23 protein-coding genes are annotated in these 24,599 nt (G+C 73.0%); 4 read left to right on the top strand and 19 right to left on the bottom strand.

Annotated elements, in window-relative coordinates; genetic code table 11:
- Positions 1-7 precede the first annotated feature (7 nt).
- Together ABTZ99_RS16565 and ABTZ99_RS16560 are read right to left on the bottom strand one after the other, a co-directional pair.
- Positions 8-427: a roadblock/LC7 domain-containing protein gene (locus ABTZ99_RS16565; RefSeq protein WP_033442969.1), complete on the bottom strand. Its 420-nt coding sequence runs from the start codon at positions 425-427 to the stop codon at positions 8-10.
- Complete coding sequence (locus tag ABTZ99_RS16560) at positions 424-3,783, bottom strand: sensor histidine kinase (RefSeq protein ID WP_498777652.1); 3,360 nt, start codon at positions 3,781-3,783, stop codon at positions 424-426. Before ABTZ99_RS16560 ends, ABTZ99_RS16565 begins: the two co-directional genes overlap by 4 nt.
- Before the next feature lie 555 nt (positions 3,784-4,338).
- Here ABTZ99_RS16560 and ABTZ99_RS16555 point away from each other — a divergent pair.
- Positions 4,339-5,205, top strand: coding sequence for an ABC transporter substrate-binding protein (locus tag ABTZ99_RS16555; RefSeq protein WP_498777654.1), 867 nt, complete (start codon positions 4,339-4,341; stop codon positions 5,203-5,205).
- Between the two features lie 125 nt (positions 5,206-5,330).
- Here the strand turns inward: ABTZ99_RS16555 and ABTZ99_RS16550 are convergent, their stop codons facing one another.
- The 4 genes from ABTZ99_RS16550 to ABTZ99_RS16535 form a co-directional block, all read right to left on the bottom strand.
- A complete protein-coding gene (locus tag ABTZ99_RS16550) occupies positions 5,331-6,224 on the bottom strand; it encodes an LppU/SCO3897 family protein (RefSeq protein ID WP_499612042.1) in 894 nt (297 codons plus the stop codon).
- Positions 6,225-6,289: 65 nt separating this feature from the next.
- Positions 6,290-6,760: an LppU/SCO3897 family protein gene (locus ABTZ99_RS16545; RefSeq protein WP_498777658.1), complete on the bottom strand. Its 471-nt coding sequence runs from the start codon at positions 6,758-6,760 to the stop codon at positions 6,290-6,292.
- A 65-nt stretch (positions 6,761-6,825) separates the two neighbouring features.
- Positions 6,826-7,695, bottom strand: a complete 870-nt coding sequence (locus ABTZ99_RS16540; RefSeq protein ID WP_499612040.1) for an LppU/SCO3897 family protein — start codon at positions 7,693-7,695, stop codon at positions 6,826-6,828.
- A gap of 151 nt (positions 7,696-7,846) precedes the next feature.
- A complete protein-coding gene (locus ABTZ99_RS16535) occupies positions 7,847-8,467 on the bottom strand; it encodes an LppU/SCO3897 family protein (protein WP_499612038.1) in 621 nt (206 codons plus the stop codon).
- Positions 8,468-8,678: 211 nt separating this feature from the next.
- On the opposite strand from ABTZ99_RS16535, the gene ABTZ99_RS16530 reads away from it, so the two are divergent.
- The 3 genes from ABTZ99_RS16530 to ABTZ99_RS16520 all read left to right on the top strand — a co-directional run bounded on the left by ABTZ99_RS16530 (position 8,679) and on the right by ABTZ99_RS16520 (position 11,872).
- Complete coding sequence (locus ABTZ99_RS16530; protein ID WP_498777664.1) at positions 8,679-10,340, top strand: DNA repair helicase XPB; 1,662 nt, start codon at positions 8,679-8,681, stop codon at positions 10,338-10,340.
- A 122-nt stretch (positions 10,341-10,462) separates the two neighbouring features.
- Positions 10,463-10,927, top strand: coding sequence for a hypothetical protein (locus ABTZ99_RS16525; RefSeq protein ID WP_498777666.1), 465 nt, complete (start codon positions 10,463-10,465; stop codon positions 10,925-10,927).
- A gap of 9 nt (positions 10,928-10,936) precedes the next feature.
- Positions 10,937-11,872, top strand: coding sequence for an o-succinylbenzoate synthase (locus ABTZ99_RS16520; protein ID WP_499612035.1), 936 nt, complete (start codon positions 10,937-10,939; stop codon positions 11,870-11,872).
- 9 nt (positions 11,873-11,881) lie between these two features.
- Here ABTZ99_RS16520 and ABTZ99_RS16515 read toward each other — a convergent pair whose 3' ends face one another.
- From ABTZ99_RS16515 to ABTZ99_RS16455, 13 genes are all read right to left on the bottom strand, one after another.
- Complete coding sequence (locus ABTZ99_RS16515; RefSeq protein ID WP_499612033.1) at positions 11,882-12,913, bottom strand: serine hydrolase domain-containing protein; 1,032 nt, start codon at positions 12,911-12,913, stop codon at positions 11,882-11,884.
- Positions 12,910-13,815: a DUF6895 family protein gene (locus ABTZ99_RS16510; protein WP_498777673.1), complete on the bottom strand. Its 906-nt coding sequence runs from the start codon at positions 13,813-13,815 to the stop codon at positions 12,910-12,912. Before ABTZ99_RS16510 ends, ABTZ99_RS16515 begins: the two co-directional genes overlap by 4 nt.
- Positions 13,812-14,504 carry a hypothetical protein gene (locus ABTZ99_RS16505; protein WP_499612031.1) on the bottom strand — a complete coding sequence of 231 codons (693 nt, stop codon included), beginning with the start codon at positions 14,502-14,504 and terminating at the stop codon, positions 13,812-13,814. The genes ABTZ99_RS16510 and ABTZ99_RS16505 overlap by 4 nt, the downstream gene beginning before the upstream one ends.
- A gap of 42 nt (positions 14,505-14,546) precedes the next feature.
- Positions 14,547-14,735: a hypothetical protein gene (locus ABTZ99_RS16500; protein WP_498777677.1), complete on the bottom strand. Its 189-nt coding sequence runs from the start codon at positions 14,733-14,735 to the stop codon at positions 14,547-14,549.
- A 199-nt stretch (positions 14,736-14,934) separates the two neighbouring features.
- Positions 14,935-16,035 (bottom strand): CapA family protein, encoded by a 1,101-nt coding sequence (locus tag ABTZ99_RS16495; RefSeq protein WP_499612095.1) that lies wholly within the window; start codon positions 16,033-16,035, stop codon positions 14,935-14,937.
- Positions 16,032-16,658 carry an SRPBCC family protein gene (locus ABTZ99_RS16490; protein WP_499612029.1) on the bottom strand — a complete coding sequence of 209 codons (627 nt, stop codon included), beginning with the start codon at positions 16,656-16,658 and terminating at the stop codon, positions 16,032-16,034. The genes ABTZ99_RS16495 and ABTZ99_RS16490 overlap by 4 nt, the downstream gene beginning before the upstream one ends.
- Entirely contained in the window at positions 16,655-17,509 is an 855-nt protein-coding gene (locus tag ABTZ99_RS16485) for an FAD binding domain-containing protein (protein WP_499612027.1), read from the bottom strand. The genes ABTZ99_RS16490 and ABTZ99_RS16485 overlap by 4 nt, the downstream gene beginning before the upstream one ends.
- Positions 17,506-19,968, bottom strand: coding sequence for a xanthine dehydrogenase family protein molybdopterin-binding subunit (locus ABTZ99_RS16480; protein ID WP_499612025.1), 2,463 nt, complete (start codon positions 19,966-19,968; stop codon positions 17,506-17,508). Before ABTZ99_RS16480 ends, ABTZ99_RS16485 begins: the two co-directional genes overlap by 4 nt.
- Positions 19,965-20,507 (bottom strand): (2Fe-2S)-binding protein, encoded by a 543-nt coding sequence (locus ABTZ99_RS16475; protein WP_498777685.1) that lies wholly within the window; start codon positions 20,505-20,507, stop codon positions 19,965-19,967. Before ABTZ99_RS16475 ends, ABTZ99_RS16480 begins: the two co-directional genes overlap by 4 nt.
- Before the next feature lie 72 nt (positions 20,508-20,579).
- Positions 20,580-21,686: an XdhC family protein gene (locus ABTZ99_RS16470; RefSeq protein WP_498777687.1), complete on the bottom strand. Its 1,107-nt coding sequence runs from the start codon at positions 21,684-21,686 to the stop codon at positions 20,580-20,582.
- A complete protein-coding gene (locus ABTZ99_RS16465; RefSeq protein ID WP_499612022.1) occupies positions 21,679-22,767 on the bottom strand; it encodes a vWA domain-containing protein in 1,089 nt (362 codons plus the stop codon). Before ABTZ99_RS16465 ends, ABTZ99_RS16470 begins: the two co-directional genes overlap by 8 nt.
- Positions 22,764-23,642: an AAA family ATPase gene (locus ABTZ99_RS16460; protein ID WP_499612020.1), complete on the bottom strand. Its 879-nt coding sequence runs from the start codon at positions 23,640-23,642 to the stop codon at positions 22,764-22,766. The genes ABTZ99_RS16465 and ABTZ99_RS16460 overlap by 4 nt, the downstream gene beginning before the upstream one ends.
- Complete coding sequence (locus tag ABTZ99_RS16455) at positions 23,639-24,580, bottom strand: AraC family transcriptional regulator (protein WP_499612018.1); 942 nt, start codon at positions 24,578-24,580, stop codon at positions 23,639-23,641. The genes ABTZ99_RS16460 and ABTZ99_RS16455 overlap by 4 nt, the downstream gene beginning before the upstream one ends.
- Positions 24,581-24,599: the final 19 nt, after the last annotated feature.

The following is a 24,599-nucleotide window of genomic DNA, read 5'->3' as shown; positions in this document are numbered from 1 at the left end:
TGAGGATCTACCGCCGAACCACGCCCTGGAGCTGCGCGCGCAGCTCCGGGGTGAGCTGCTGGCCCACGCGCTCGACCAGCAACGTCATCTCGTACGCGACGAGGCCGATGTCGCAGTTGGGGGCCGCGAGCACCGCGAGGCACGACCCGTCGCTGATCGACATCAGGAACAGGTAGCCCCGTTCCATCTCGACCACGGTCTGGTTGACCGTGCCCGCCTCGAAGCACCGAGCCGCGCCCGCCGTGAGGCTGACGAGCCCGGATGCCACGGCGGACAGCTGTTCGGCGCGGTCGCGGGGCAGGCCCTGCGAGCCGGCGAGCAACAGCCCGTCCGCCGACACGACCACGGAATGTGCCACACCGGGAACCCGGCGCACGAAGTCGGTGATAAGCCAACCAAAGCTGCCTGGCTGAGCTGCGGTCGTCACTCCTGCTCCTCGTCTTGCCGGCTCGACATGTCACCAGCGTAAGCGTCGATCAAAGCGTGTCGCCCTCGACGGACGCCCTGCTGAAGACTCGACATGCGTCCACGGATCGCGTCAGCCGATCGTGGTGGCAGCGGGGGCCGCTGCGGTTGCCGCTCCGAGGCCGTCGGCTTCGGTGCGGCGGATCCCGGCACAAGCTGAGCCTTGGGCACCCGCTTGGGCAACCCCGCCTGTGTCGTGGTCTCGGGCGCCTTGTTCAGCAAGGCCTGTGCCGCCTGCCAGCCCTCGTCGGCGGGGGATTCCCACACCGCCTCGGCGGCGGGCGCGGCCGGCTCGGGTTCGGCGACCGGTTCGGGCTCGGTCACGCGGGACACCTCCGCGGCGCGCTTGGGCAGGTTGTTGGGTGATCCGGGCCGCCGCTTGGGCAGCCCGCCCTCGGTCAGACTAGTGCCCTCGGCGCGGTCGGTCGTCGCTTCGCCCCGTTGGGGCAGCGCACCGCCCTCCGGCTCGCGCCTGGGCTGGGCGTTCTGGCCCGAGTCGAGCAGCCCTCGCGAGGGCAGCGGGTCGGCCGACGTGGTGGGCGCGACCGGCGGGATCGGGCGCGGCCTGCGGGTCGGCAGCGCCGACTCGACCGGCTCCGGCTCCGCGGCCGGCGCCGGTGGCACCGCCTGCGCGGTCGCCGCCGACGTCTCGCTGCCCACGGCCTGGAACCACTGCGAGAGGACCGCCTCGTAGATCGGCAGCCGCTCGGTCGGCGCGTCCAGGTCGCGGTCGACCTCCCTGGCCGCGGGCGCGGCCTGCGGGGCCGAGCCGTTGCGGTGCGCGGGCTCCGGGGCGGGCTCGGGCTCCGGTTCGACGAGGAAGCCGCTGTCCAGCGGCGCGAACTGGGTGGTCTCGAAGCCGTGCTCGTAGTCGGCGTCGTGCTCGGAGCGGTCCTCGTAGGCGGTGAACAGGGTCGGCTCGCCGAACGAGCCCTCCGGCTCCCGCTCCACGTCGCGCTCGTCCGCCGCGCGCATCCACGGCTGCGACACCTCGGCGGGGGTCTCCTCGGGCGCCTGCCCGAACGCCGGCGCCTCGCCGAAGGCGGGCACGCGGGCCGGGTCCTGCTCGCCCTGGCCCTGCACGAAGCTCACCGGGAACGCCGGCTCCTCCTCGACGCGCGGCAGGCTCGGGAAGCTCGCGTCGTCGTCCAGGCGGGACACGGTGCCGGTGCCGAACGCGCCGGCGATGCCGGACGCGCGCTGCGCCGTCGTCCCGAACCCGGAGTCGCCGAAGCCAGCGGCGTCGCCGAACCCGGCCGAGTCGCCGAACCCGGCGTCCGCGAAACCGGAGTCGCCGAACGCCGAGGCGGGCTCGGCGCCCATCGGGGAGCCCATCGCGCCGGGCGAGGCGACCAGCGTGTCGGGCACGAGCACGAGCGCGGTGGTGCCGCCCTCGATGTCCTCGTTCGACCGCAGCCGCACCTTGATGTCGTGCCGCTTGGCCAGCCGCGCGACCACGTACAGGCCCATCCGGCGGGACACCGCGACGTCCACGTCCGGCGGGTCGGCCAGCCGCTCGTTGGCGTCGTTGATCTCCTGCTCGCCCATGCCGACGCCGCGGTCCTGGATCTCGATCGCCAGCTCGCCCTTGCGGGTGCGGGCGGTGCGCACGGTGACCTTCGTCACCGGGTCGGAGAACGCGGTGGCGTTGTCGAGCAGCTCCGCGATCAGGTGCACGAGGTCGTTGACCGCGCGGCCCTGGACGGTGAGCTCGGGGGTCTGGCCGACCTGCACGCGGGCGTACTGCTCGACCTCGGACACCGCGGCGCCGAGCACCTCGGCGGCCGGGACCGGGCGGGTCAGCCGCCGGGACAGGTCCGTGCCGGACAGGACCAGCAGGTTCTCGCTGTTGCGCCGCATGCGGGTGGCGAGGTGGTCCAGCTCGAACAGGCTGGCCAGCTGGTCGGGGTCCTGCTCGTCCTGCTCCAGCCGGTCGATCAGGTTCAGCTGGCGCTCGACCAGGGCCTGCGAGCGGCGGGACAGGTTGACGAACATCGAGTTGACGTTGTCGCGCAGGAGGGCCTGCTCGGCGGCCAGCCGCACGGCCTCGCCGTGCACCGCGTCGAACGCCCGGGCCACCTGGCCGACCTCTTCGCGGGTGGTGATCGGCACCGGCGCGATGGCCGTCTTCGCCGCTTCCTGCGGGTTCGGGTCGGCGAGGATCCGGTTGACCGCCTCGGGCAGGCCGTGGTCGGCCACCGCGAGCGCGGTGCGGCGCAGCGTGCGCAGCGGGTTGAGGATCGAGCGGGCCACGAACAGCGCCATGACCAGGGCCAGCAGCAACGCGCCCAGCACGATGCCGGAGTCGCGGAACGCCGCGGCGCGGGCCACGCCGGTCAGCTCGTCGGTCCGGTTCTGCAGCTGCTCCAGCAGCAGGTTCTCCACGTCCCGGGTGAGGTTCACGGTCAGCGTGGACGCGATGTCCCACTTCTCCGGGCGCAGCGACGTCATCGGCTTGTCGGCGGCGGCCAGGTTCAGCGCCGTCTCCTGCATGTCGTTCGCGGTGTCGACGATCAGACCCGTGACGGTGTCGTCGTAGATCTTCGCCTGGTCGGCCGTGGCGGACTTGCGGAAGTCGTTGCGGGCCGCGTCCAGCTCGGCGTTCGCGGCCAGCAGCTGGCGTTCCTGGCCCGGGCCGAACGCGCCGCGCTGGAAGACGTCGAGCATGATGCCGCGCTTGCGCGACTCCTGCTCCTTGATGCGGGCAATGGCGTTGGTGGCCAGGTGCAGCCGCACGAGCTCGGGCTCGTTGATGCCGGCGATGGCCTGCTCGCCGAGGTCGAGGAGGCTCTCCACGGACTCGGAGTAGGTGCGCATCACGGCGTCGGACGGGTACTGCGTCTCGCGGACCGCGTTGCGGAGGCTGTTGAGCCGGTTGAGCTGGCTGGACGCCCGGCGGAACCGGGTCACCACCTCGTCGTCGAGGTCGGCGCTGAGGTCCACGATCTTGGCGTTGAGGGCCTGGACGGTGTCCTCGACGCGGCGCAGCTGGCGGTCGAGGACCACGCGGTCGAGCTGCTTGCCCGACGCCACGTGGCTCGCGCTCAGGTCGCGCTCGCGCTGCAGCTGCTGCACCAGGTCGGCGACCGCCGACTCCAGCTGGATCTGGTTCGCGAGCCGGTTGAGGTCCGCCGCGTCGGCGAGGTCCGAGTTCACGCGCAGGCCGCCGAGAGCGACCGCGGCGATGGTCGGGATCAGCAGGACGGCCGTCAGCTTGGTGGGCAGTCGCCAGTTGCGCAGGCGCCAGCCGGCCGTGCGGGTCGGCTCGACCCGTCCGGCCGCGGTCGAGCCCGTCGTCGGTCCCGTTTGCTCGGTCACAGTTCCATCACTCAGCGCAACCAGTCCGTCACCCGTTCCGGGCCTTTCGGAGCGCGGTGTAATCCCCACGCCTGACTGGCTGGGACCTCTCTCTCGACGGGCCACCCTGGGCTTCCTCTTCCGGCAGCAGTGGTTCCGGCCTCTCCCCCGCGGACCGAAGCATGGACTCGAATTCGGGCCGAATTGCAGCACAGGAGCGGTGGTGCCGGCTAGTCACCCCCACCCCTCGCGGGGACACGACGGTCTGCGACGACCTGTGCCACCAGCCGGGGAGCGTAGTGCTCGACCCCAGCCCCGGGGAAGACTCCGGAAGCACTCACCGTATCGGAGCAGGGCTGTCGTTTCATACCTCCGGGTGGTTACCATCCCGGACATCGACAAGTGCGTCGAGAAATTCGTTGATCAAAAGACCCCGCTCTCGAGGTCATCCCGGCGAGAGGTGCCATGCCTACCCCAGCGCGTGTTCTGCGACGTGCGGCAGCGTTGTTCGCTTGTGCCGCCACCTTGACGGCGTGCGGACTGATCCCCGGCACCGACGGGAACAGCCGCCCCGAGGTGGAACGCAACACACTGCGCATCGGTGTGCTGCCGGTGGTGGACGTCGCACCGCTGCGCCTCGCGTTCAACAACAAGCTGTTCGAGAAGGCCGGGTTGCAGGTGCAGCTGGTGCCGCTGAACAACGAGTCCGAGGGCATCAAGCAGCTCGACACCACGCTGGACCTGACCTGGGCGACGCACGTCACGCTGTTCCGCAGCTACGCCGAGGGCACCCAGCTGCAGCTGCAGGGCGAGGCGTACCAGGCGGGCGCGAACACGATGGCGCTGGTCACGCTCGACCCGAACTACGACAGCCCCGGCAAGCTGCCCAACCCGCGCATCGCGGTGCCGTCGACCGGTGACGTCGGCGCGCTGACCACGAAGGCCGTGCTCAAGACGGCGGGCGTGGAGAAGCAGCGGATCAGGCCGTCCGAGATGCCGTTCGAGCAGATGGTCTCCGCGATGCAGGCCAAGCAGGTCGACGCGGCGTGGATGACCGAGCCGTACATCACGCAGGCCCAGGCAGGGGCAGGTGCGCGCATCCTCACCGACACCGCCGTCGGCCCGACCAAGGACTTCCCCATGTCCGGGTACGCGTCGAGCAAGAAGTTCGCCGACGGCAACCCGCGCACGCTGGCCCTGTTCCGGCAGGTCCTGCGGGACGCGCAGGAGGCGGCGTCGAACGACAAGCTGTCCGTGCAGAACGCGCTGACCGGCTACATGGACGTCGACCAGCAGACCGCGGCGCTGGTGTCCGTCGGCACGTTCCCGCTGTCGCTCAACCCGGTCCGGCTGCAGCGCGTCGCCGACATGATGGACACCGAAGAGGTGCTGCCGGAGCGGTTGGACGTCGGCGGGTTGTTGCCGCCTGGAACCACCAACTGACTCACCGTCAGCGAAACTCGTGCGATAGGGGCCTTCCCATTGCGGGAAGGCCCCTTGTTCTTTTCGATTTCCGCGTCGGTTGGAACTCGATCCGGCGGCGACCGCGTCACGACGCGGTCACTCGATCAAGCTTCCGTCAAGCAGATCGTCGTAGCGGGCTGTGAGTAAACGGTCACGGTGTCGCCACTCTCGCACTCGTTCTCGTCCGCCCGGCCCCGCACGACCTTGCCCACCTTGTACGAGGCGCTCGAATCGCAGGTCACCTTGGTGGTTTTGGCCGCGACAATCGTGCCGTCCTCCTTGAAGCAGTCGCCCTCCTCCGCGTTGAGCATCAGGCACAGCTTGAAGCCGTTGCTGCGCCGACCGCCACGGTCGGAGTACTCGGAGTAGTCGCCGGGCGGGCAGGAGTCGGTGCTGCTGTCCAGGTTGGCGGCCACCTTGAAGGCCGCCTCGGGCGACGAGCACTCGATCTTCTCGACGTCGGCGTCCGTGACCGAGGCGGAGATGACCTTGATGCAGTCGCCCGCCTCGGCGCCCGACGGGCCGGTGATGTTCGCGATGATGCCCGCGACGACGATGCCCACGATGCCCAGCGCCACGACCGCGACCAGCGCTTTCGCGCCGCGGGACGTGCCCTTGGCCGGCGGGGGCGGGAACTGCTGCGGGTAACCGGGCTGGCCGAACTGGCCGGGCTGGCCGGGCTGGCCGAACTGGCCGGGCTGACCCGGGTACTGGGGCCCGCCCGGGAATTGGCCCTGGTCGGGGTGCTGGGGCTGCGCGTACTGCGGCGGCTGGTCCGGGTAGCCGGGCATCGGCTGGTAGCCGGGGGCCTGCTGCGCGTGACCGGGCTCCTGCCCGTACCCCGGCTGCGGGTAGGGCTGCTGGTGGGGCTGCTGCGGGTACGACTGGTGCGGGTAGGGCGGTGGGGCCGGGAAGCCCTGCGGCGACGACGGCGGACCCCAGCCGGGCTGCTGGGGTGGCGGGAAGCCGTGGGGCGGCTGGTCGGGTGGGGTGGTCACCTGGCGTTCCTCTCGACTGCGAACGAGCGGAACGTACCCTCGCGCGCCGCGTGGGCGCAGCGATTTCAGCCCTTGTCGGACGCGCGGACCAGGCAGAACGTGACGGAGGGCTCCACGTAGGTCAACTTCTGGCCGTTGGCGCACTCCACCGGCTCACGGGCCACGTTCGCCACCCGGATCGCCATGGCGGCCGTGCACTCCACCTTCTTCATCCCCGACTCGCGGTCGCCCTGGTAGCAGGCGCCCTGCACGAAGTTGGGCATCAGGCACAACGTCTCCGCGAGCGTGAAGACCGTGTACGGCGCGCCGCCCGTGGGGCACTGCGAGCCCTGGTCGACGACCTTGGCCACCCGCACGTTGGCCTCGTGGGCCCCGCAGTCGAGCGGCCGGTACCTGGCGACACCCTTCTCGGCCTTCTCGATGTGCCCGCAGCCGCCCGGCTCGGCGCGCTCGGGCCCGCCGGTGAGCAGCGTGAACGCGAACGCGCCCGCCACCACGACCGCGACCACCCCGAGGCCCCACCCGATCTTCCGCATGGAACAGGGCATCGGCACGGTCGCGCGCCGGGTTGAGCGGGTTCACCCGCCGGTGGTCACGGGCGTCACATCTCGGCGGGCGCCAGGCAGTACGTGACGGGCGGCTCCGGGTAGGCCATGCCCGCGCCGTCGGGGCAGGCCTCCAGGTCCGCGGCGCCCTCGATGACCTTGACCACCTTGATGGTCTCGGGGCCGGTGCACCCGGTCTTGACGAACCCGGTGCCCTCGTCGGGCTTGTAGCAGGAGCCCTCGGCCATGTTGGGCAGCAGGCACAGCTTGTAGCCGTCGCCGACGCTCGCGGCCGGGACGATCTCGGTGTAGAGGCCGTCCTCGGGGCAGGTGGCGTCGGTGGTCTCCAGGACCTTGGCCACCTTGTAGGAGGCCTCGTCGGCGGAGCAGTCGAGGGTGTCGACCTCGGCCCGGTTGTCGGCCTCGGCGGACACGCTGACGCAGTCGCCGACCTCGGCGTTGGCGGGATCGCTGGTGAGGTAGCGCACGCCGTAGACGACGATGCCGATCAGCAGCACGACCAGCACGCCGATGAGGATCTTCCGGCCACCGCCGCCGGACTTGCCGGTCCCGTTCGCCGCGGGCGCCGGAGCGGCGGCCACGGGGTCCGCGGCGGGGGCCGGCCGCGCGCCGGGCACGGCGGTCGGGCCGGCGGGCGTCACGGGCTCGTTGCCGGCCACCGGGCGTTCCCCGGCGGCGGAGCCCGGCTCGGGGGCGGTGTCGTCGGGCTCGGTGGAGCCGGGACCGGAGCCCAGACCGGACGACGCGGGGCTTGCGAGGTCCCGCTCGTCGGCCGACGCGGCGGCGTCCCGCGAGGCCGCGATGCGCTCGGCGTCGGCGGGCGGCACGTCGGGACGGGCGGCGGGATCGCCGGCGGCCCCGGTCGGCGCGTCGTCGTCGGCGGGTCGACTCGGCTCGTTGCTCATGATCATCCTCGCTGGACGGGTGCGCGTGACGCCACAGAAGGTAGCGCCACGCGCACCCGCGAGGTGGATCAGCCGCTCGCGGCTCGGCGGGCGTCCCGCCCCGTCCTGTCGGACGAGGACGTCAGGGACGGCCGCGCGCTCGCGAGGTGGGTCAGGCTTCCTCGGTGGGCGCGAAGCAGAGGGTCGTCTTCGGCTCGGGGAACGTCAGCGGCGCGCCCTCGGTGCAGGCGCTCTCGTCGGCGGTGCCCTTGATCAGCTTGACCAGCTTGACCGTGCCCGCCTTGCCGCAGTCGACGGCCGGGTAGCCCATCTGCGAGGTGTTGTCGAGGTCGTAGCAGCTGCCCTCGACCAGGTTCGGCACCAGGCACAGCTTCGCGTCCGGGCCACGACGGGCGCGCTCGGTGTACTCGTCGTAGTAGTCGCCGGCGCACTTCGCGCTGGTGGAGTCGAGCACCTGGCCGACGGTGTAGTTCGCCTCGGGGGTGCCGCAGTCGACGGTCTTGAACTCCGGGTTCGTGTTCGTGCCGGTCACGTTCGCGCAGTCGCCGGCCTTGGTCTGCGCCGCGTCGCTGGTGAAGTAGTTGATGCCGTAGACGACCACACCGGCCACCGCGATACCGATGATCGCGGTGAGGATGCGCGCGACGATGCCCTTCTTCTTCGGCGCAGGCGGAATCGGCTGGCCCTGCGGGGCGTTGTGGAACTGCGGGGCGCCCTGGTGCTGCGGACCGTTCTGGTACTGCGGTGCGGACGCGGGCATGTCCGTGCTCATGTGGACCTTCGTTCATCCGGGGAGGGCCCCAGTGCATCCGCGCGTAGGGTCGCGGTGGGGCGCAGGGACGCTATCGGCTGCACCACAAGGGCGTACGCGGCTTTACCGAACCGAGTCCGTAAGCGTTGCGTGCACGTGCGCGTACTGTCCGCTTTCGACTTGCACGCGGTAGGCACACTTGAAGGACACCAAGCGACAGGAGCGCGCACCCGTGACCGACGGCCCTTTGATCGTCCAGTCGGACAAGACCCTGCTGCTGGAGGTCGAGCACCCGCTGTCGGACGACGCGCGCACCGCCATCGCGCCGTTCGCCGAGCTCGAACGCGCGCCCGAGCACGTCCACACCTACCGCATCACGCCGCTGGCGCTGTGGAACGCGCGCGCCGCCGGCCACGACGCCGAGCAGGTGGTCGACGCGCTGGTCCGGTTCTCCCGCTACCCCGTGCCGCAGCCGTTGCTGGTGGACGTGGTCGACACGATGGGCCGGTTCGGCCGGCTCCAGCTGGCCAACCACCCCGCGCACGGCCTGGTGCTGAACTCGCTGGACCGCGCCGTGCTGGAGGAGGTCCTCCGGCACAAGAAGGTCAAGCCGATGCTGGGCGCGCGAGTGGACGACGACACGGTGGTCGTGCACCCGAGCGAACGCGGCCGGCTCAAGCAGCTGCTGCTCAAGATCGGCTGGCCGGCGGAGGACCTGGCCGGGTACGTCGACGGCGAGGCCCACCCGATCGACCTGGTCGAGGACGGCTGGGAGCTGCGCGACTACCAGCGCCGGGCCGCGCAGGCGTTCTGGGCGGGCGGCTCGGGCGTGGTCGTGCTGCCGTGCGGCGCGGGCAAGACGCTGGTCGGCGCGGCGGCGATGGCCGAGGCGGGCGCGACCACGTTGATCCTGGTCACCAACACCGTGGCCGGTCGGCAGTGGAAGCGGGAGCTGGTCGCGCGGACCTCGTTGACCGAGGACGAGATCGGCGAGTACTCCGGCGAGCGCAAGGAGATCCGGCCGGTCACCATCGCGACCTACCAGGTGATCACCCGCAAGTCGAAGGGCGAGTACAAGCACCTGGAGCTGTTCGACTCGCGGGACTGGGGCCTGATCGTCTACGACGAGGTGCACCTGCTGCCCGCGCCGGTGTTCCGGATGACGGCCGACCTCCAGTCGCGCCGCCGCCTCGGGCTGACCGCGACGCTGGTGCGCGAGGACGGCCAGGAGGGCGACGTGTTCTCGCTGATCGGGCCGAAGCGGTACGACGTGCCGTGGCGCGACATCGAGGCGCAGGGCTGGATCGCACCCGCCGAGTGCGTCGAGGTGCGGGTGACGTTGACCGACAACGAGCGGCTGGAGTACGCGACGGCCGAGGCGGAGGAGCGCTACAAGCTGTGCTCCACGGCCCGGACGAAGCTGCCGGTGGTGAAGGCGATCCTGGACCGGCACCCCGACGAGCCGACGTTGGTGATCGGGGCCTACCTGGACCAGTTGGAGTCGCTCGGCGAGGCGCTGGACGCGCCGATCATCCAGGGCTCGACGAAGAACAAGGAGCGCGAGGCCCTGTTCGACCGGTTCCGGCGCGGCGAGCTGCGGACGTTGGTGGTGTCGAAGGTGGCGAACTTCTCCATCGACCTGCCCGAGGCGTCGGTGGCCGTGCAGGTGTCGGGGACGTTCGGGTCGCGGCAGGAGGAGGCGCAGCGGCTGGGCCGGTTGTTGCGGCCCAAGGGCGACGGTCGGCAGGCGCACTTCTACTCGGTCGTGTCGCGGGACACGTTGGACACCGACTACGCGGCGCACCGGCAGCGGTTCCTGGCGGAGCAGGGCTACGCGTACAAGATCGTGGACGCGGACGACCTGCTCGGCCCGAAGCTGCCCGAGGTCGGCTGAGCCGACGCACCGGGACGCCCCGACCCGCCTCCGGGTCGGGGCGGGCCCGAGGATTTTGCGCTCCGGGAGAAGAACGCTATTAAGGACCGGTGACCCGGATCGCGCCGTTACCCCGTTGGTGGATGTGGCGGCCCGAGGCCGACCTCGACGCGATCCGCCGTGCGGCGAAGGGGAAACGGGTCTGGGCGCGGCCGTCCGAGTGGGACGTCGTGCTGGCGGCCGACGCGCGGGACGTCGTGCACTGCGAGCAGTTCACCGATCCCGGCCAACGCCGCCGCGCCGGCCGCCTGTGCGCCCACTTCGACGCCATGCGGGACCTGGACGCGCGGCGGGTCGCGCGGGTGGAACTGCTGCTGTGGCGGGCGTTGCTGGCGTTGCGGGACAGCCAGCCGGTGCGGGAGGCGTTGCGGCGGACCGAGAACCGGCCCGGCCTGGCCGCCGCGATCGCCGAGCCGACCCGCGAGCTGGCCGAACTGGACCGTCGCCTCGACCAGTTCGAGTCGGCGCTGCGGATCGTCGTGGAGGAGCTGGACCCGGAGCTCACCGGCGCCGCACTGCGCCGGGTCGCCGCGCTGGACCCGCTCTAAGCTCGTCCGGTGCTGGTCTACTCGATCCCGATGCGCAACCGGTTCCGCGGCATCACGGTGCGCGAGGGCGTGCTGCTGGAAGGGCCCGCCGGGTGGGGTGAGTTCTGCGCGTTCCTCGACTACTCCGACGACGAGTGCGCGCCGTGGCTGGCGTGCGCGCTGGAGGCCGCCGAGCAGGGGTGGCCCGCGCCGGTCCGCGACCGGATCCCGGTCAACTGCACGGTTCCCGTCGTCTCCCCGGAACGCGCGCACGCCATCGTGGCCCGTTCGGGTTGCGCCACGGCGAAGGTGAAGGTGGCCGACCCGGGCACGCCGCTCGCCGACGACCTGGCGCGCGTCGAGGCGGTGCGGGACGCGCTCGGGCCGTCCGGTGCCATCCGGGTGGACGCGAACATGGCGTGGGACGTGGACGCGGCCGTGCGCGCGATCCGCGAGCTGGAACGGGCGGCCCAGGGCCTGGAGTACGTCGAGCAGCCGTGCCCGTCGATCGAGGAGTTGGCGGCGGTGCGGCGGCGGGTCGACGTGCGGATCGCGGCGGACGAGTCGATCCGGCGGGCGGAGGACCCGTTGAAGGTGGCGGTGGCCGGTGCGGCGGACGTCGCGGTGATCAAGGTCGCGCCGCTGGGCGGTGTGCGGCGGGCGTTGGCCGTGGCGCAGGCGTGCGGGCTGCCGTGCGTGGTGTCGTCGGCGGTGGAGACGTCGGTCGGGATGGCGGCCGGGTTGGCGTTGGCGGGTGCGTTGCCGGAGCTGGACTTCGCGTGCGGCCTGGGCACGTTGTCGCTGATGGACGGTGACGTGACCGGTGACCCGCTGCTGCCGGTGGACGGCTACCTGCCCGTGCCAGCGCGCGCCCCGGAGCCCGACCGCTTCGCCGAGTTCGCCGCCGACGACGTGACCGCGGCCCGGTGGCTGGCCCGTCTCGACCGGGTCCGCGCCGGGTCCTGAGCGTGGGGTTCAGGGGTCCTGGGTGTTCGACACGAGGGGCTTGGAGGTGCGGCTCGCGGCGCGGTCGACCAGTGACCAGGCGGCGTCGTAGCAGCGTTGCACGAACGTGCCGCCCACGGTCGGACCCGCGTTGGCCAGGGCGGCGAACGCGGTCGACGTGGAGGGGCTGAAGGCGGCGAACGCCGTGCAGCCGCGCGTGGCGCCGGAGTGGAACAGCAGCTCGCGGCCCGCTCGGCGGCGCAGGTTCCACACCAGGCACACCTCGTGGTCGCCGGCCGACACCCGCGGCCGGGCGGCGTCGGCGACGGCCCGGCCCAGCGGCCCGGTGAACGGCGGCAGGTGGGCGGTCAGGTAGCGCAGCAGGTCGAGCGCCGACGAGCGCAGGGCGCCGGCGGCGGGCAGGCCGGGAATCTCCCACGGCGGCCGGGGACGTCCCCGCAGATGCCCGGTGACCTGCGCGGACGCCGAGCAGTCCGTGTCGGTCAGGTTCAGCGGGCGCAGCACGCGGTCGGCCAGCAGGTCGGCGTAGGGCCGGCCCGCCGCGGCGGCCAGGGCCTCGCCCAGCAGCGCACCGCCGAAGTTCGAGTAGCGGTAGCGGCCGGGCGCGCGGGCCCGGGTGCGGCGCAGCGCGGCGGCGAAGTCGTCGGCGTCGAAGTCGCGGTAGGGGTTGGTGCGCCAGCGCGGCGCCGCCCGCGGCAGCAGGCCGGGCGGGAGGCGGGGCAGGCCGGAGGTGTGGGTGGCCAGGCGCTCCAGGGTGACGTCGGGGCCCAGGAAGGGCGCCGATCCCGGCGGCAGGTGGCGTCGGACGGGGTCGGCCGGGTCCACCTCGCCCCGCCCGGCCATCTCGGCGAGCAGCAGGCCGGTGAACGTCTTGGTCAGCGAGCCCAGCTCGAAGCGGGTGTGCCCGGTGACCGGCGAGGACGCCCGGCGACCGGTCGTGCCGCCGACCAGGACGAGTTCCCGGTCGCCCTGGCGCAGCGCGACCGCCACCCCCGTGGCGTCGGGCGCGGCGGCCGGCAGGTGCTCGACCAGGTCCCTCACGTGCGGCTGCCGAGCAGCCGGGACATGGCCAGCGTGCCCGCGACGGCGGCCACCACGGCGGTGTGCTGGTGGTCGTGGAACCGCTTGCGCGGGTCGTCGACGACCGGGTCGGTGTCGCGCGGCACGAACCCGTCGGGGTGCTGGGCCTTCGCGAACAGCTCCCACTCGGCCACCTCGCAGCGCGGCTCGGGCAGGCACGCGCCCACGATCAGGAACTCGCCGAGCAGGTCCCACTGCCCCGCTTCCGCCCACACGTCGACCCACACCGGGAGCCAGTTCTCCAGGTACTCGACCACGTCGGCCGGCAGGGCGTCCGGCAGCGCGCCCCAGTCGGTGAAGTGGAAGACGGCGTGCGTGAGGTGGTAGGCGGTGTACCAGTCCAGCGCCCACGGCTGCGGCGTGCGACCCAGCCACGTCTGCCGGAGCATGGCCATGAGGTCGTCGTCCCGGTGGATGCCCACCACGCGGTGGGCGTTGGCCACGGCCAGCCTCCGGTTGGGCAGCACCTCGGTCAGGGAGTCCGCGGCCGAGCCCTCGCGGAGGGCCTCCTCCAGCGACTCGTGGTGGTAGCCGCTGCGGGCGTGGTGGACGTAGGTCTCCAGCGGGTCGGTGAGCAGGGCGTGCCGCAGCTGGCGTTCGTAGAGCAGGTCGCCGTCGCGCAACTGGCCCCAGGAGAAGTCCAGCAGCTCGCGCGCCGCCGCCTGCTCCGCCGTGCCGGCCACGCCCTCGCGCAGCACCAGCGACGACACGAGCGCCAGCTCGCACAGCGACTTGTAGACCCCGTTCGGGTCGTTGAGGTCCGCGGTGGCGTCGTCCTCGAACGCGCCCAGCTCGCGGTGGGCGTGCAACCAGCCGAGGGCTCCCGCGGTGACGTCGTGGGCGATGTGGACCACCGTGGTCACGGCTCACCCACCAGGTGACGGGCGACCACGAGGTCGAGCAGCCGCCGCGGCTCCGGGCCCACCCGCAACGCGACGTGCTCGACCAGCATCACCGGACTGAACGGCAGCGGGGCGCCCGCGGCGTGCACGAAGGCGACCCAGCGGGTCAGGCGGCTCGCGGTGGCGAAGTCCCGCCGCAGCACGGTCCGCAGCACGCCCCGGCACAGGGCCAGCGGCTGCGCCACCACCGCGTCCACCACGGGACCGGTCGCGCCGGGGTGGGCCAACGACGACAGCTGCGCCACGGCCACCGACCACCGCGCCCACTCCCGCGCCGGGCCCAGCACGCCGGCCGGGTCCTCGGGCGTCGCGACGGCCGCGTCGCCCGTGACGCGCGCGAGCAGGCGGGCGGTGGACCAGTCGTGCCAGGCCATCACCCGCTGCTCCGGCGCGGCCGGCTCCGCGACCGGCGGGAACACCGCGAGGGACGCCGTGACGACTTCCACGTCCTGGGCGTCCAGCGGGCGGTTCAGCACCACGTGCGGCAGGAAGACGTCCGCGCCGACCAACCGGACCGCGCCGAGCCCGGCGGTCGGGTCGGCGCGCGACTCGAGGAAGGCGGCGAGGTCGACCCCACCGCCACCCCTCAGCGCGCCGAGCACCCGACCGGCCAGGTCCGCGGCGTCACGCGCACAGGACGACGCGTCCACGGCACTCCCGTCGCACGTTCGTTCGAGCTCGGACGGTGGGCGTTACTTCGCGGGCTCCTTCGGCGTGCCCGGCGAGAGCGCCAGCAGCAGGCCGAGCAGGAGGACGCCGGCGGCGTTCGGCACGGGCAGCGGCGGGTCGGACAACTCCGACTCGGGCTCCGCCACCAGCGTGCTCAGCCGCGCCAGGTCGCCGGGCGAGGCGACCGGCAGGGTCAAGGTGTGAACAGACATTGGAGCCTCCCTCCACAGTGGGCGTCACGACGTTCGTCGCAGTGGCTGCCCGTGAATGTTCGCCCATCGAGTGGAGCACAGCCGGCCGCGTACGTCTTCTGCCCGGCTCGGGATCCCGGCCGGTAATAACTGAGTGGGTGACAAGTGGTTTTCCGTTTCGCCCCAACGGTTTCGGAGCGTTACGGCCTGCCGGCCCCGGTCACGGGTGGGCGATGGTGGAGCCCAGGCTGCGCACGACGCCGTCGGTGCGGGCGAGGGCTTCCGCCCGGCGCGGGGTGGCCGGGACGCGGGTCAGGTCGACCACGCGGATGGGTGGGCCGAACTCGACCAGGGTCGGGACGTAGGACGCCTCCTGGACCGCCCAGCCGGACGGTCCCTTCACGAACTTGAAGCGGGTGACGATGCCCTCTTCCGTGATGCCCCGCGGCTCGGAGTGGCGGGCCACCTCGTTGCCCATGCCGTAGACGACCCACTTGCCGCCGATCTGCTCGATCGGCTGCACGGCGTGCACGTGCGTGCCGATGATCAGGTCCACCGCCGGGTCGGCGAGGACGGCCCGCGCCATCTCCCGCTGCTGCGGCGTCGCCTCGTGCTGGTACTCGTTGCCCCAGTGCAGGCTCGCCACCACGACCTCCGCGCCGGCTGCCTTCGCCGCGCGCGCCGCGGCCAGCACGCCCTCCGTGGAGAGCTGGTTCGCCATCCACGGCTGCGGCAGCGGGATGCCGTTGAACCCGTAGGTGAACGCGATGTGCCCGACCTTCACCCCGCCCACGTCCAGCAGCAACGGGGCCGCGGACTCCTCCGGCGAGCGGAACGAGCCGGTGTGCTTCAGCCCGGCCGCGTCCATCACGTCCAACGTCGTCCTGATGGCAGGCGCGCCCCGGTCGAGGGTGTGGTTGGACGAGGTGGAGCAGCTGTCGTAGCCGATCTCCTTCAACGCCGACGCGACCTCGGGCGGCGCGCTGAACGCCGGGTAGCCGTAGGTCGGCGCGCCCGGCGCGGACAGCGGCGTCTCCAGGTGGCAGATCGACACGTCGGCGTCGATCGCCTCGCGCAGCCCCTCCAGCAGCGGCACGAAGTTCCGCGCGCCGTCGGCGTCGGCCTGCTCGGTCAGCGCCGGGTGGATCAGGATGTCGCCGCCCGCGGCCAGGGTGAACGACGGCGGCTCCGGCTCGGACGACGTGGTGGTCACGGGCGCGGACCGCGCGGACGTGATCACCACCGGCGACCCGGTGCAGGCCGCGAGCAGGCAGAGGCAGGCGACCAGCCCGAGGACCGGTCGCCCGCCGCGCGCGTTCAGCGGTGCCGCCCGCGGAGCCTGCGCACCAGCAGCGCCACCACCAGCAGCCCGGCCACGACCGGCAGCACCCGCTTGAGCAGGGGCACGCCCGCCGTGTCGAGCAGGTCGATCGGCTCGTCGGGCACGGCGCGCAGGTGCGGCTTGGCGGCGGTCTCCGTAGCAGTCACCTCCTCAGCTTCCGCCGGCGCGAGCCGCGTCGCCAGGCATTCCGCGAACTCGCCGATGATCCTGCCGCTGACCTCGCTGATCAGACCCCGGCCGAGCTGGGCGGGACGGCCGGTGATGCTCAGGTCCGTGACCACGGACACCTCGGTGCCGTCCGAGGCCGACACCAGCGCCACGGACACGGACACGGACGCGGTGCCGTTGCCCCTGGTGTCCTTGCCGGACGCCTTCAGCACGGCCGCGTGCACCCGCTCGTCGACGGAGGTGAACTCGCCGGTCCCCTTGTACAGCAGCGTGACGGGCCCGAGCTTGACCTTGACCGTGCCGGTGAACTTCCGCCCCTCGACCCCGGTGAGGGTGGCGCCCGGCATGCACGGCGCCACCTTCTCCGGGTCGAGCAGCGCCGCCCACACGTCCGGCACGGGCGCGGGGACGGCGAACCGGTGCTCGAGCTTCATGCGCTCACCGCGGCCGTCACCGCCCGCTCGGTGAGCACGCGGGCCAGGTGCGACCGGTACTCGGCGTCGGCGTTGCCGTCGCTGGGCGGGTCGGCCCCCTCGGCGGCCCGGGTGGCCGCCGCCGTGATCGCCTCGGCCGTCGCGGGCTGCCCGACCAGCGCTTCCTCCACGCCGCGGGCCCGCACCGGGGTCGAGCCCATGTTGGTCAGGCCGACCCGCGCGTCGGCGATCCGGCCCTCGGCCACCCGCACCGCCGCGGCCACCGCCACGATCGACCACGCCTGCGCCACGCGGTTGAACTTCTCGTAGTGCGCGCCCCAGCCGGTCAGCTTGGGCACCTTGACGTGGGTGAGCAGCTCGTCGGGCGCCAACGCGGTGGTGAAGTAGTCGACGAAGAACTCCGCCGCGGGCACCTCGCGCGTGCCGCCCGGCCCGGCGCACACCATCACCGCGTCCAGCGCCAACGCGGGCGCGAGCAGGTCGCCCGCCGGGTCGGCGTGGGCGAGCGAGCCGCCGAACGTGCCCCGGTGGCGCACCTGCGGGTCGGCGACGGTGTCCGTGGCCAGCCGCAGCAGCCCCGCGTGCTCGCGCACCAGCGGGTCGCGCTGCACCTCGTAGTGCGTGGTCATGGCGCCGATGCGCAGCGAGTCGCCGTCGTCGTGCACGCCGGTCAGCTCGGTCAGCCCGGACAGGTCGACCACCACGGTCGGCACGGCCAGCCGCATCCGCAGCACCGGGATGAGGCTCTGCCCGCCGGCCATCACCTTGGCGTCCTCGCCGCCCGCGGCCAGCGCGCGCACCGCCTCGTCCACCGTGGTGGGCGCGACGTAGTCGAACTCGGCCGGGATCATTCCGCACCTCCCCGCTCGTCGGCGGCGCGCGAGTCGAGGGAGCCGAGGCCGCCGCCCGCGCCGGGCGTGGTCGGCACGCCGCCACCGCGGCCCTGGATCGCCTTCCACACCCGCATCGGGGTGCACGGCATCTCGACGTCGGTGACGCCCAGGTGCCGCACGGCGTCGACGATCGAGTTGACCACGGCGGGCGTGGACGCGATCGTGCCCGCCTCGCCGACGCCCTTCACGCCCAGCGGGTTGCTGGTCGCCGGTGTCTCGGTGCGGTCGGTGGTGAAGTGCGGCAGGTCGACCGCGGAGGGCAGCAGGTAGTCGGCGAAGGTGGCCGTGGTGAGCGTGCCGCTCTCGTCGTGCACCGCCTCCTCGTAGAGGGCCTGCGCGATGCCCTGCGCCAGGCCGCCGTGCACCTGGCCCTCCACGATCATCGGGTTGACCACCTTGCCGACGTCGTCCACGCACACGTACGAGCGGATCTTCACCGCGCCGGTCCGCGTGTCGACCTCGGTGGCGCACAGGTGCGTGCCGTGCGGGTAGGAGAAGTTCTCCGGGTCGAACGTGGCCTCGGCGTCCAGGCCGGGTTCCACGCCGTCGGGCAGGTCGTGCGCGACGTGCGCGGCCACCACCACGTCGCCGAGGGCCATGGTCGTGGACGTGCCGCGCACGGAGAACGCGCCGGCGGTGAACTCGACGTCGTCCTCGGCGACCTCCATCAGGTGCGCGGCGACCGTGCGCGCCTTGGCCAGCACCTTGTCCGCGGCCAGCGCCACCGCCACGCCGCCGACGGCCAGCGACCGCGAGCCGTAGCTGTCCAGGCCGCGGTGCGAGACGCGCGTGTCGCCGTGCAGCACCTCGACGTCCTCGAACGGCACGCCGAGCCGGTCGGCCACGATCTGGCTCCACGCCGTCACGTGGCCCTGGCCGTGCGGCGAGGTGCCGGTGATCAGCTCGACCTTGCCGGTGGGCAGCATCCGGATCGCCGCGTGCTCCCAGCCGCCCGCCGCGTACCGCAGGGCGCCGAGCACGCGTGACGGCGCGAGCCCGCACATCTCGGTGTAGGTGGAGATGCCGATGCCCAGCTGCACCTGGTCGCCGTTGGCGCGGCGCTCGGCCTGCTCCGCGCGCAGCGCGTCGTACCCGAACAGCTCCTTCGCGCGGGCGGTGGCGGCCTCGTAGTCGCCCGAGTCGTAGGTCAGGCCCGCGACCGTGGTGAACGGGAACTCGTCGTGCTTGATCCAGTTCCGCTCGCGCAGCTCCAGCGGGTCGACGCCCAGCTCGGCGGCCAGCTCGTCCATGATCCGCTCGATGGCGAACGTGGCCTCGGGCCGTCCCGCGCCGCGGTACGCGTCGGTCGGCACCTTGTTGGTGAACACGTTCGTGCAGGTGAACCGGTAGGCCGGGAACTTGTAGATGGCGTTGAACATGAACGCGCCGAGGATCGGCACCCCCGACGAGATCAGCCGCAGGTAGGCGCCCATGTCGGCGAGCAGGTCCACCTTCAGGCCGGTGACCGTGCCGTCGCGGCGGGCCGCGATCGTGATGCGCTGCAGCTGGTCGCGGCCGTGGTGGCCGGACAGCATCGACTCGGTGCGCGACTCGGTCCACTTGACCGGCTTGCCCAGCCGGCGCGCGACCAGCAGGGTCAGCACCTCTTCCGGCGTGACCTGGAGCTTGCCGCCGAAGCCGCCGCCGACGTCGGGCGCGATGACGCGGAGCTGCTGCTCCGGGATGCCGAGCACGGCCGCCAGCATCCACCGCAGGAGGTGCGGCACCTGCGTGGACGACCACATCGTCACCGAGTCGGGTGACGGGTCGACCACGACCGAGCGGGGCTCCATGAACGCCGGGATCAGCCGCTGCTGGCGGAACGTCCGCTCGACCACCACCTCCGAGTCGGCCACGGCCCGGTCGACGTCGGACCCGGTGCCCGCCTCGGCGGAGTCGAACACCCAGGTGGCGCTCTTGTTCGTGCCCAGGTCGGGGTGGACGAGGTCGGCGTCCGGTCCGACCGCCTCCGCCAGGTCGAGCACGACCGGCAGGTCCTCGTAGTCCACGTCGATCAGCGCCAGCGCGTCGTGCGCCTCGGCGGCGCTGCGGGCCACGACCAGGGCGACGGCCTCGCCGGCGAAGTTCACCCGGTCGACGGCCAGCGACGGCGCGGGCGGCGCCAGCATGTCCTCGGTGATCGGCCACGCGCACGGCAGGCTGCCCTGCTCGGCGGCCAGGTCCTGGCCGGTGAGCGCGAGCAGCACGCCGGGCATCCGGACGGCCTCGGTGACGTCGATCGAGGTGATCCGGGCGTGCGCGACCGGGCTGCGCAGCACGGCCAGGTGCAGCATCCCGGCGAGCTGGATGTTGTCGGTCCACCGGGTCGCGCCGGTGATCAGCCGGGCGTCCTCCTTGCGGCGGCGGGCCTGGCCGATCTCCCGCGCGCCGGCTTCCGGTTCGGCGGTGGCGGTCATTCGCCACCCCCGGCGTGCATCGGGGCGCGGTCGACCAGCGCCGTCTCGTCCACGCGCTCCGCTTCGGGGCCGGAGCCGGGGCTCATCCTCTTCGCGGCGTCACGCACGGCGCGCACGATGTTCTGGTAGCCGGTGCAGCGGCAGAGGTTGCCCTCCAGGCCGTGCCGCACCTCGTCCTCGTCGGGGTCGGGGTTGTCCGCGAGCAGGTCGATGGCCTGCATGATCATGCCGGGGGTGCAGAAACCGCACTGCAACGCGTGGTTCTGGTGGAACGCCTGCTGGACGGGGTGCAGCTGCCCGTCGCGGGCGACGCCCTCGATGGTGGTGACCTCGCGGCCGTTCGCCTGGACCGCGAGCACGGCGCAGGACTTCACGCTGTGGCCGTCGAGGTGGACCGTGCACGCGCCGCAGTTGCTGGTGTCGCAGCCCACGACCGTGCCGGTCTTGCCGAGTCGCTCGCGCAGGTAGTGCACCAGCAGCGTGCGCGGTTCGACGTCGTCGCGGTAGTCGACGCCGTCGACGGTGACCGTTATCCGCATGAACCCTCCAAGAGTGGTGGTGATGGGGGTCACAGCCGAGACTGCTCTTTGTTGCCTCGTCAAACAACCCCCTCACTTGTGGATGGAGCCGTCCGTCCGGGCCAGTCGCCCACCTCCCCCGCCCCAGCGCAGCGCGATGATCTCCGCGGCGATCGACACCGCCGTCTCCTCGGGCGTGCGCGCGCCGAGGTCGAGGCCGATCGGGGACGCGAGCCTGGCCAGCTCGCCCTCGGCCAGGCCCGCCTCGCGCAGCCGGCGCAGCCGGTCGTCGTGCGTGCGGCGGGAGCCCATCGCGCCGACGTAGCCGAGCTTGAGGCGCAGCGCGACCTCCAGCAGCGGCACGTCGAACTTCGGGTCGTGGGTGAGCACCGCGACGACCGTGCGCTCGTCCACCTTCCCGGCGTCGGCCTGCCCGGCGAGGTAGCGGTGCGGCCAGTCGACGACCACCTCGTCGGCTTCGGGGAACCGGCTCTTCGTGGCGAACACCGGGCGCGCGTCGCACACCGTGACGCGGTAGCCGAGGAACGCGCCCAGCCTGGCCACGGCGGCGGCGAAGTCGATCGCGCCGAACACCAGCATCCGGGGCGGCGGCTCGAACGAGTTCACGAACACCGCCATGCCCTCGCCGCGCCGCTGCCCGTCGGGCCCGTAGTGCAGGGTGCCGCTGCGGCCGGTGGCGAGCAGGCCGCGGGCGTCGTCGGTGATGGCGTCGCGGGCGCGGGCCGAGGGGATGTCGCCGGTGGCGCGGTCGGGCCAGACGACCACCCGCCGGCCGACCCACTCGGGGTGTTCCACGATCGTGGCGATGGCCACCGGTTCCTGGGCGCGGACCGTCTCCAGGACCTCGGGCAGTTCGGGGAAGGTCAGCCGGTTGACCGGCTCGACGTAGACGTCGATGATCCCGCCGCAGGTCAGCCCCACCGCGAACGCGTCGTCGTCGGTCACGCCGTAGCGCTGGAGGACCGGCTGGTCGGTCCGCACCACCTCTTGGGCCAGCTCGTAGACGGCGCCTTCGACGCAGCCGCCGGAGACGCTGCCGACGACGGCGCCGTCCGCGCCGACCAGCATCGCCGCCCCGGGTGGGCGGGGCGCGGAGCTGAACGTGGCGACCACCGTGCCGACGCCGACCGTCTCCCCCCGGTCGACGCGATCGGCCAGTTCGGCGAGGACATCACGCAAGTCGAACCTCCTCCAGCAGGGCGTGCAGGGTGTCGAGGCTGTGGCCGGCGAGCAGCCGGTCCAGGTGCGGCAGGGCCGCGGCGATGCCGGACTGCACCGGCCGGTACCCGTCGTGGCCGGCGTGCGGGTTGACCCACACGACCTTGTGCGCGAGCCGCTTGAGCCGTCGGGCCTGCTCGGCGAGCAGGGCCGCGTCGCCGCGTTCCCAGCCGTCCGAGCAGATGACCACGACGGCACGGCGTGCGGCCCCGCGTTGGCCCCAGCGGTCGAGGAACGCCTTGAGCGTCTCGCCGAGCCGGGTGCCGCCCTCGTAGTCGGGCACGGCGCGCGCGGCGGCGGCCAGGGCCTGCCCGGGGTCGCGGTGGCGCAGCTGGCGGGTGACGCGGGTCAGGCGGGTGCCGAGCGTGCAGACCTCGACGGGCATGCGGCGGGCGACGACGTGCGCGAAGCGGAGCAGCGCGTCGGCGTAGGGCTTCATCGAGCCGGAGACGTCGATCAGCAGCACGACCTTGCGCGGCCGGGTGGCGCGGCGGCGGTGGCGCGGCCGGGTCGGCTCGCCGGTGGCGAGCATGTCCTTGAGGGTGCGGCGCGGGTCGATCGCGCCTCGCCGTGCCGGTGTCCGGCGCAGCGCGCGCCTCTTCGGCGGGACGGGTTCGAGGACGGCCAGCAGTTCGTCCAGGTGCCGCTTCTCGGCGGGGCTGAGCGTGGCGATGTCCTTGCGCCGCAGCACTTCCACGTCACTGGCGGCCGCCTTCACCGCGGGCGCCCGCCGACCGCTCCGGCCGCCCGCCCCGTCGCCGAGCGCGGCCAGGTGGCTGGTCTGCCGGACGCGCCTGCCCGGTGCCGCGGGTGGCACCCCGCCGAACCAGGCCGCGAACGCCGCGTCGTAGCGGGGCAGGTCGTCGGGCTCGCCGCACAGCGTCACCCGGCCGGCCCAGTAGACGTCCTCGCGCCGTGCCACGTCGAGGACGTCGACCGCCGCGACGAACGCCTGCACCCGGTCCGGCCCGCACGCGACGCCACCGTGCCGGAGCGCGCGGGCGAACCCCACGAGCCCGATGGACGCCCCGGCTCCCGTCATCCCACGATTGTGCTCCCGGTCACGCCGCCGAGCACACCGGCTGAAAGGGCGCGCTGGGCGTCCTCCCGGTACTTGAGGACGGCACCGAGCGTGGTCGCCGCCGATTCCGCGTCCAGTTCGGTCCGGCCCAGGGTGAGCAGGGCTTCGGCCCAGTCCAGGGACTCCGCGACGCCCGGCGGCTTGAGGAGGTCCAGGTCGCGCAACCGCCGCACGGCTGACGCCACCTGGTGCGCGAGCCGTTCGGTGACGCCCGGCAGCCGGCGGCGGAGGATGGCGACCTCGCGGGCCAGGTCGGGGTGTTCCAGCCAGTGGTAGAGGCAGCGGCGCTTGAGGGCGTCGTGCACCTCGCGCGTGCGGTTGGACGTGAGCACGACCAGCGGCGGGGTCTTCGCGGTGACGCGGCCCAGTTCGGGGATCGTCACCGCGTTCTCGCCGAGCACTTCGAGCAGGAACGCCTCGAACTCGTCGTCGGCCCGGTCCACCTCGTCCACGAGCAGGACGCACGGCGCGTCTTCGAGGGCTCGCAGGAGCGGCCGGGCAAGGAGGAAGCGGCGGGTGTAGAGGGAGGCTTCGGCCTGCTCGGCGTCGACGGGCCCGGCGGCTTCGAGGGCGCGCAGGTGCAGGAGCTGGCGGGGGAAGTCCCAGTCGTAGAGGGCCTGGGTGGCGTCGATGCCCTCGTGGCACTGGAGCCGGATCAAAGGCAGGTCGAGGGCTTGGGCGAGCGCGACGGCCAGGGACGTCTTGCCGGTGCCCGGCTCGCCCTCGCAGAACAACGGCCGGTGCATGCGCAACGCCAGGTAGGCGGCGGTCGCGATGCCCTGGTCGGGCAGGTAGCCGGCGCGGTCCAACCCGGCGGCGAGCTCCTCTGGCGTCACGGTGTCATTTTGCCGCCGCGCCGCGTTCGGCGGCCCGATCGCCGGGAAGTCGCCCGTTCGCGCCGGTAGCGGCCCGGCGGGGTGCCGTGGGCGCGCTTGAACGCGGCGGCGAAGGCGAACTCCGAGGTGTAGCCGACCTGGCCGGCGATCCGCGCCAGCGGCGCGTCGGTGTCCCTGAGCAGGCGGGCGGCGGTGGTCATGCGCCACCACGTCAGGTAGGTCAGCGGTGGTTGGCCCACCAGCGCGGTGAAGCGCTTGGCGAACGGCGCCCGTGACAGGCCGGCGGCCGCCGCCAGCTCCGCCACCGTCCACGGGTGCCCGGGGTCGCGGTGGATGTGGTGCAACGCGGTCGCGGTGACGGGGTCGTTCAGCGCGGCGGCCCAGCCCGTGGTCCGGTCGGCCCCGGTGAACCACGTGCGCAGCAGGTAGAGCAGGAGCGTGTCGAGCAGGGCCGGGACGAGGGCGTCGGAGCCCAGGCGCGGGTGTTCGAGCTCGCCGGCCAGCAGCGTGACGGCGGCGTGCAGCTCCGGGCCGGACACGAGCACGGTGTCGGGCAGGTCCCGCAGCAACGGGTGGACGCCGTGCTCCAGCTCGTACGCGCCGCACAACGTGACCGCGGTCGGGTGCGCGGGCACGGGGTGGTCGGCGACGAAGTCCGGGTCGTCCGGGTCGCACGCCTCGCCGACCACGGGCGTGGTGGGGCTGTCCGCGAGCACGTGCCCCCGCCCGTCGGGCAGGAACACGACGTCACCGGCGCGCAGCTCGACCGGATCGGCGTGGTCGCGCACGAGCCAGCACGTGCCCGCCAGCACGACCTGGAACCCGGACGCGCCCGGCACCGGCGCGAACCGCTGCGCCCACGGCTCCTCCCACGCCACCCGGGCGACCACGGGACGGCCGGTCCGCATCACCGCGATCACGTCGCTGAGCACGTCCACGAAGACGATTAGACAGGAA

It is taken from the genome of Actinosynnema sp. NPDC002837 (assembly GCF_040295345.1).
In the GTDB taxonomy this organism is placed as follows: Bacteria; Actinomycetota; Actinomycetes; order Mycobacteriales; family Pseudonocardiaceae; genus Actinosynnema.
This window is presented reverse-complemented; position numbering and strand designations above follow the sequence as displayed.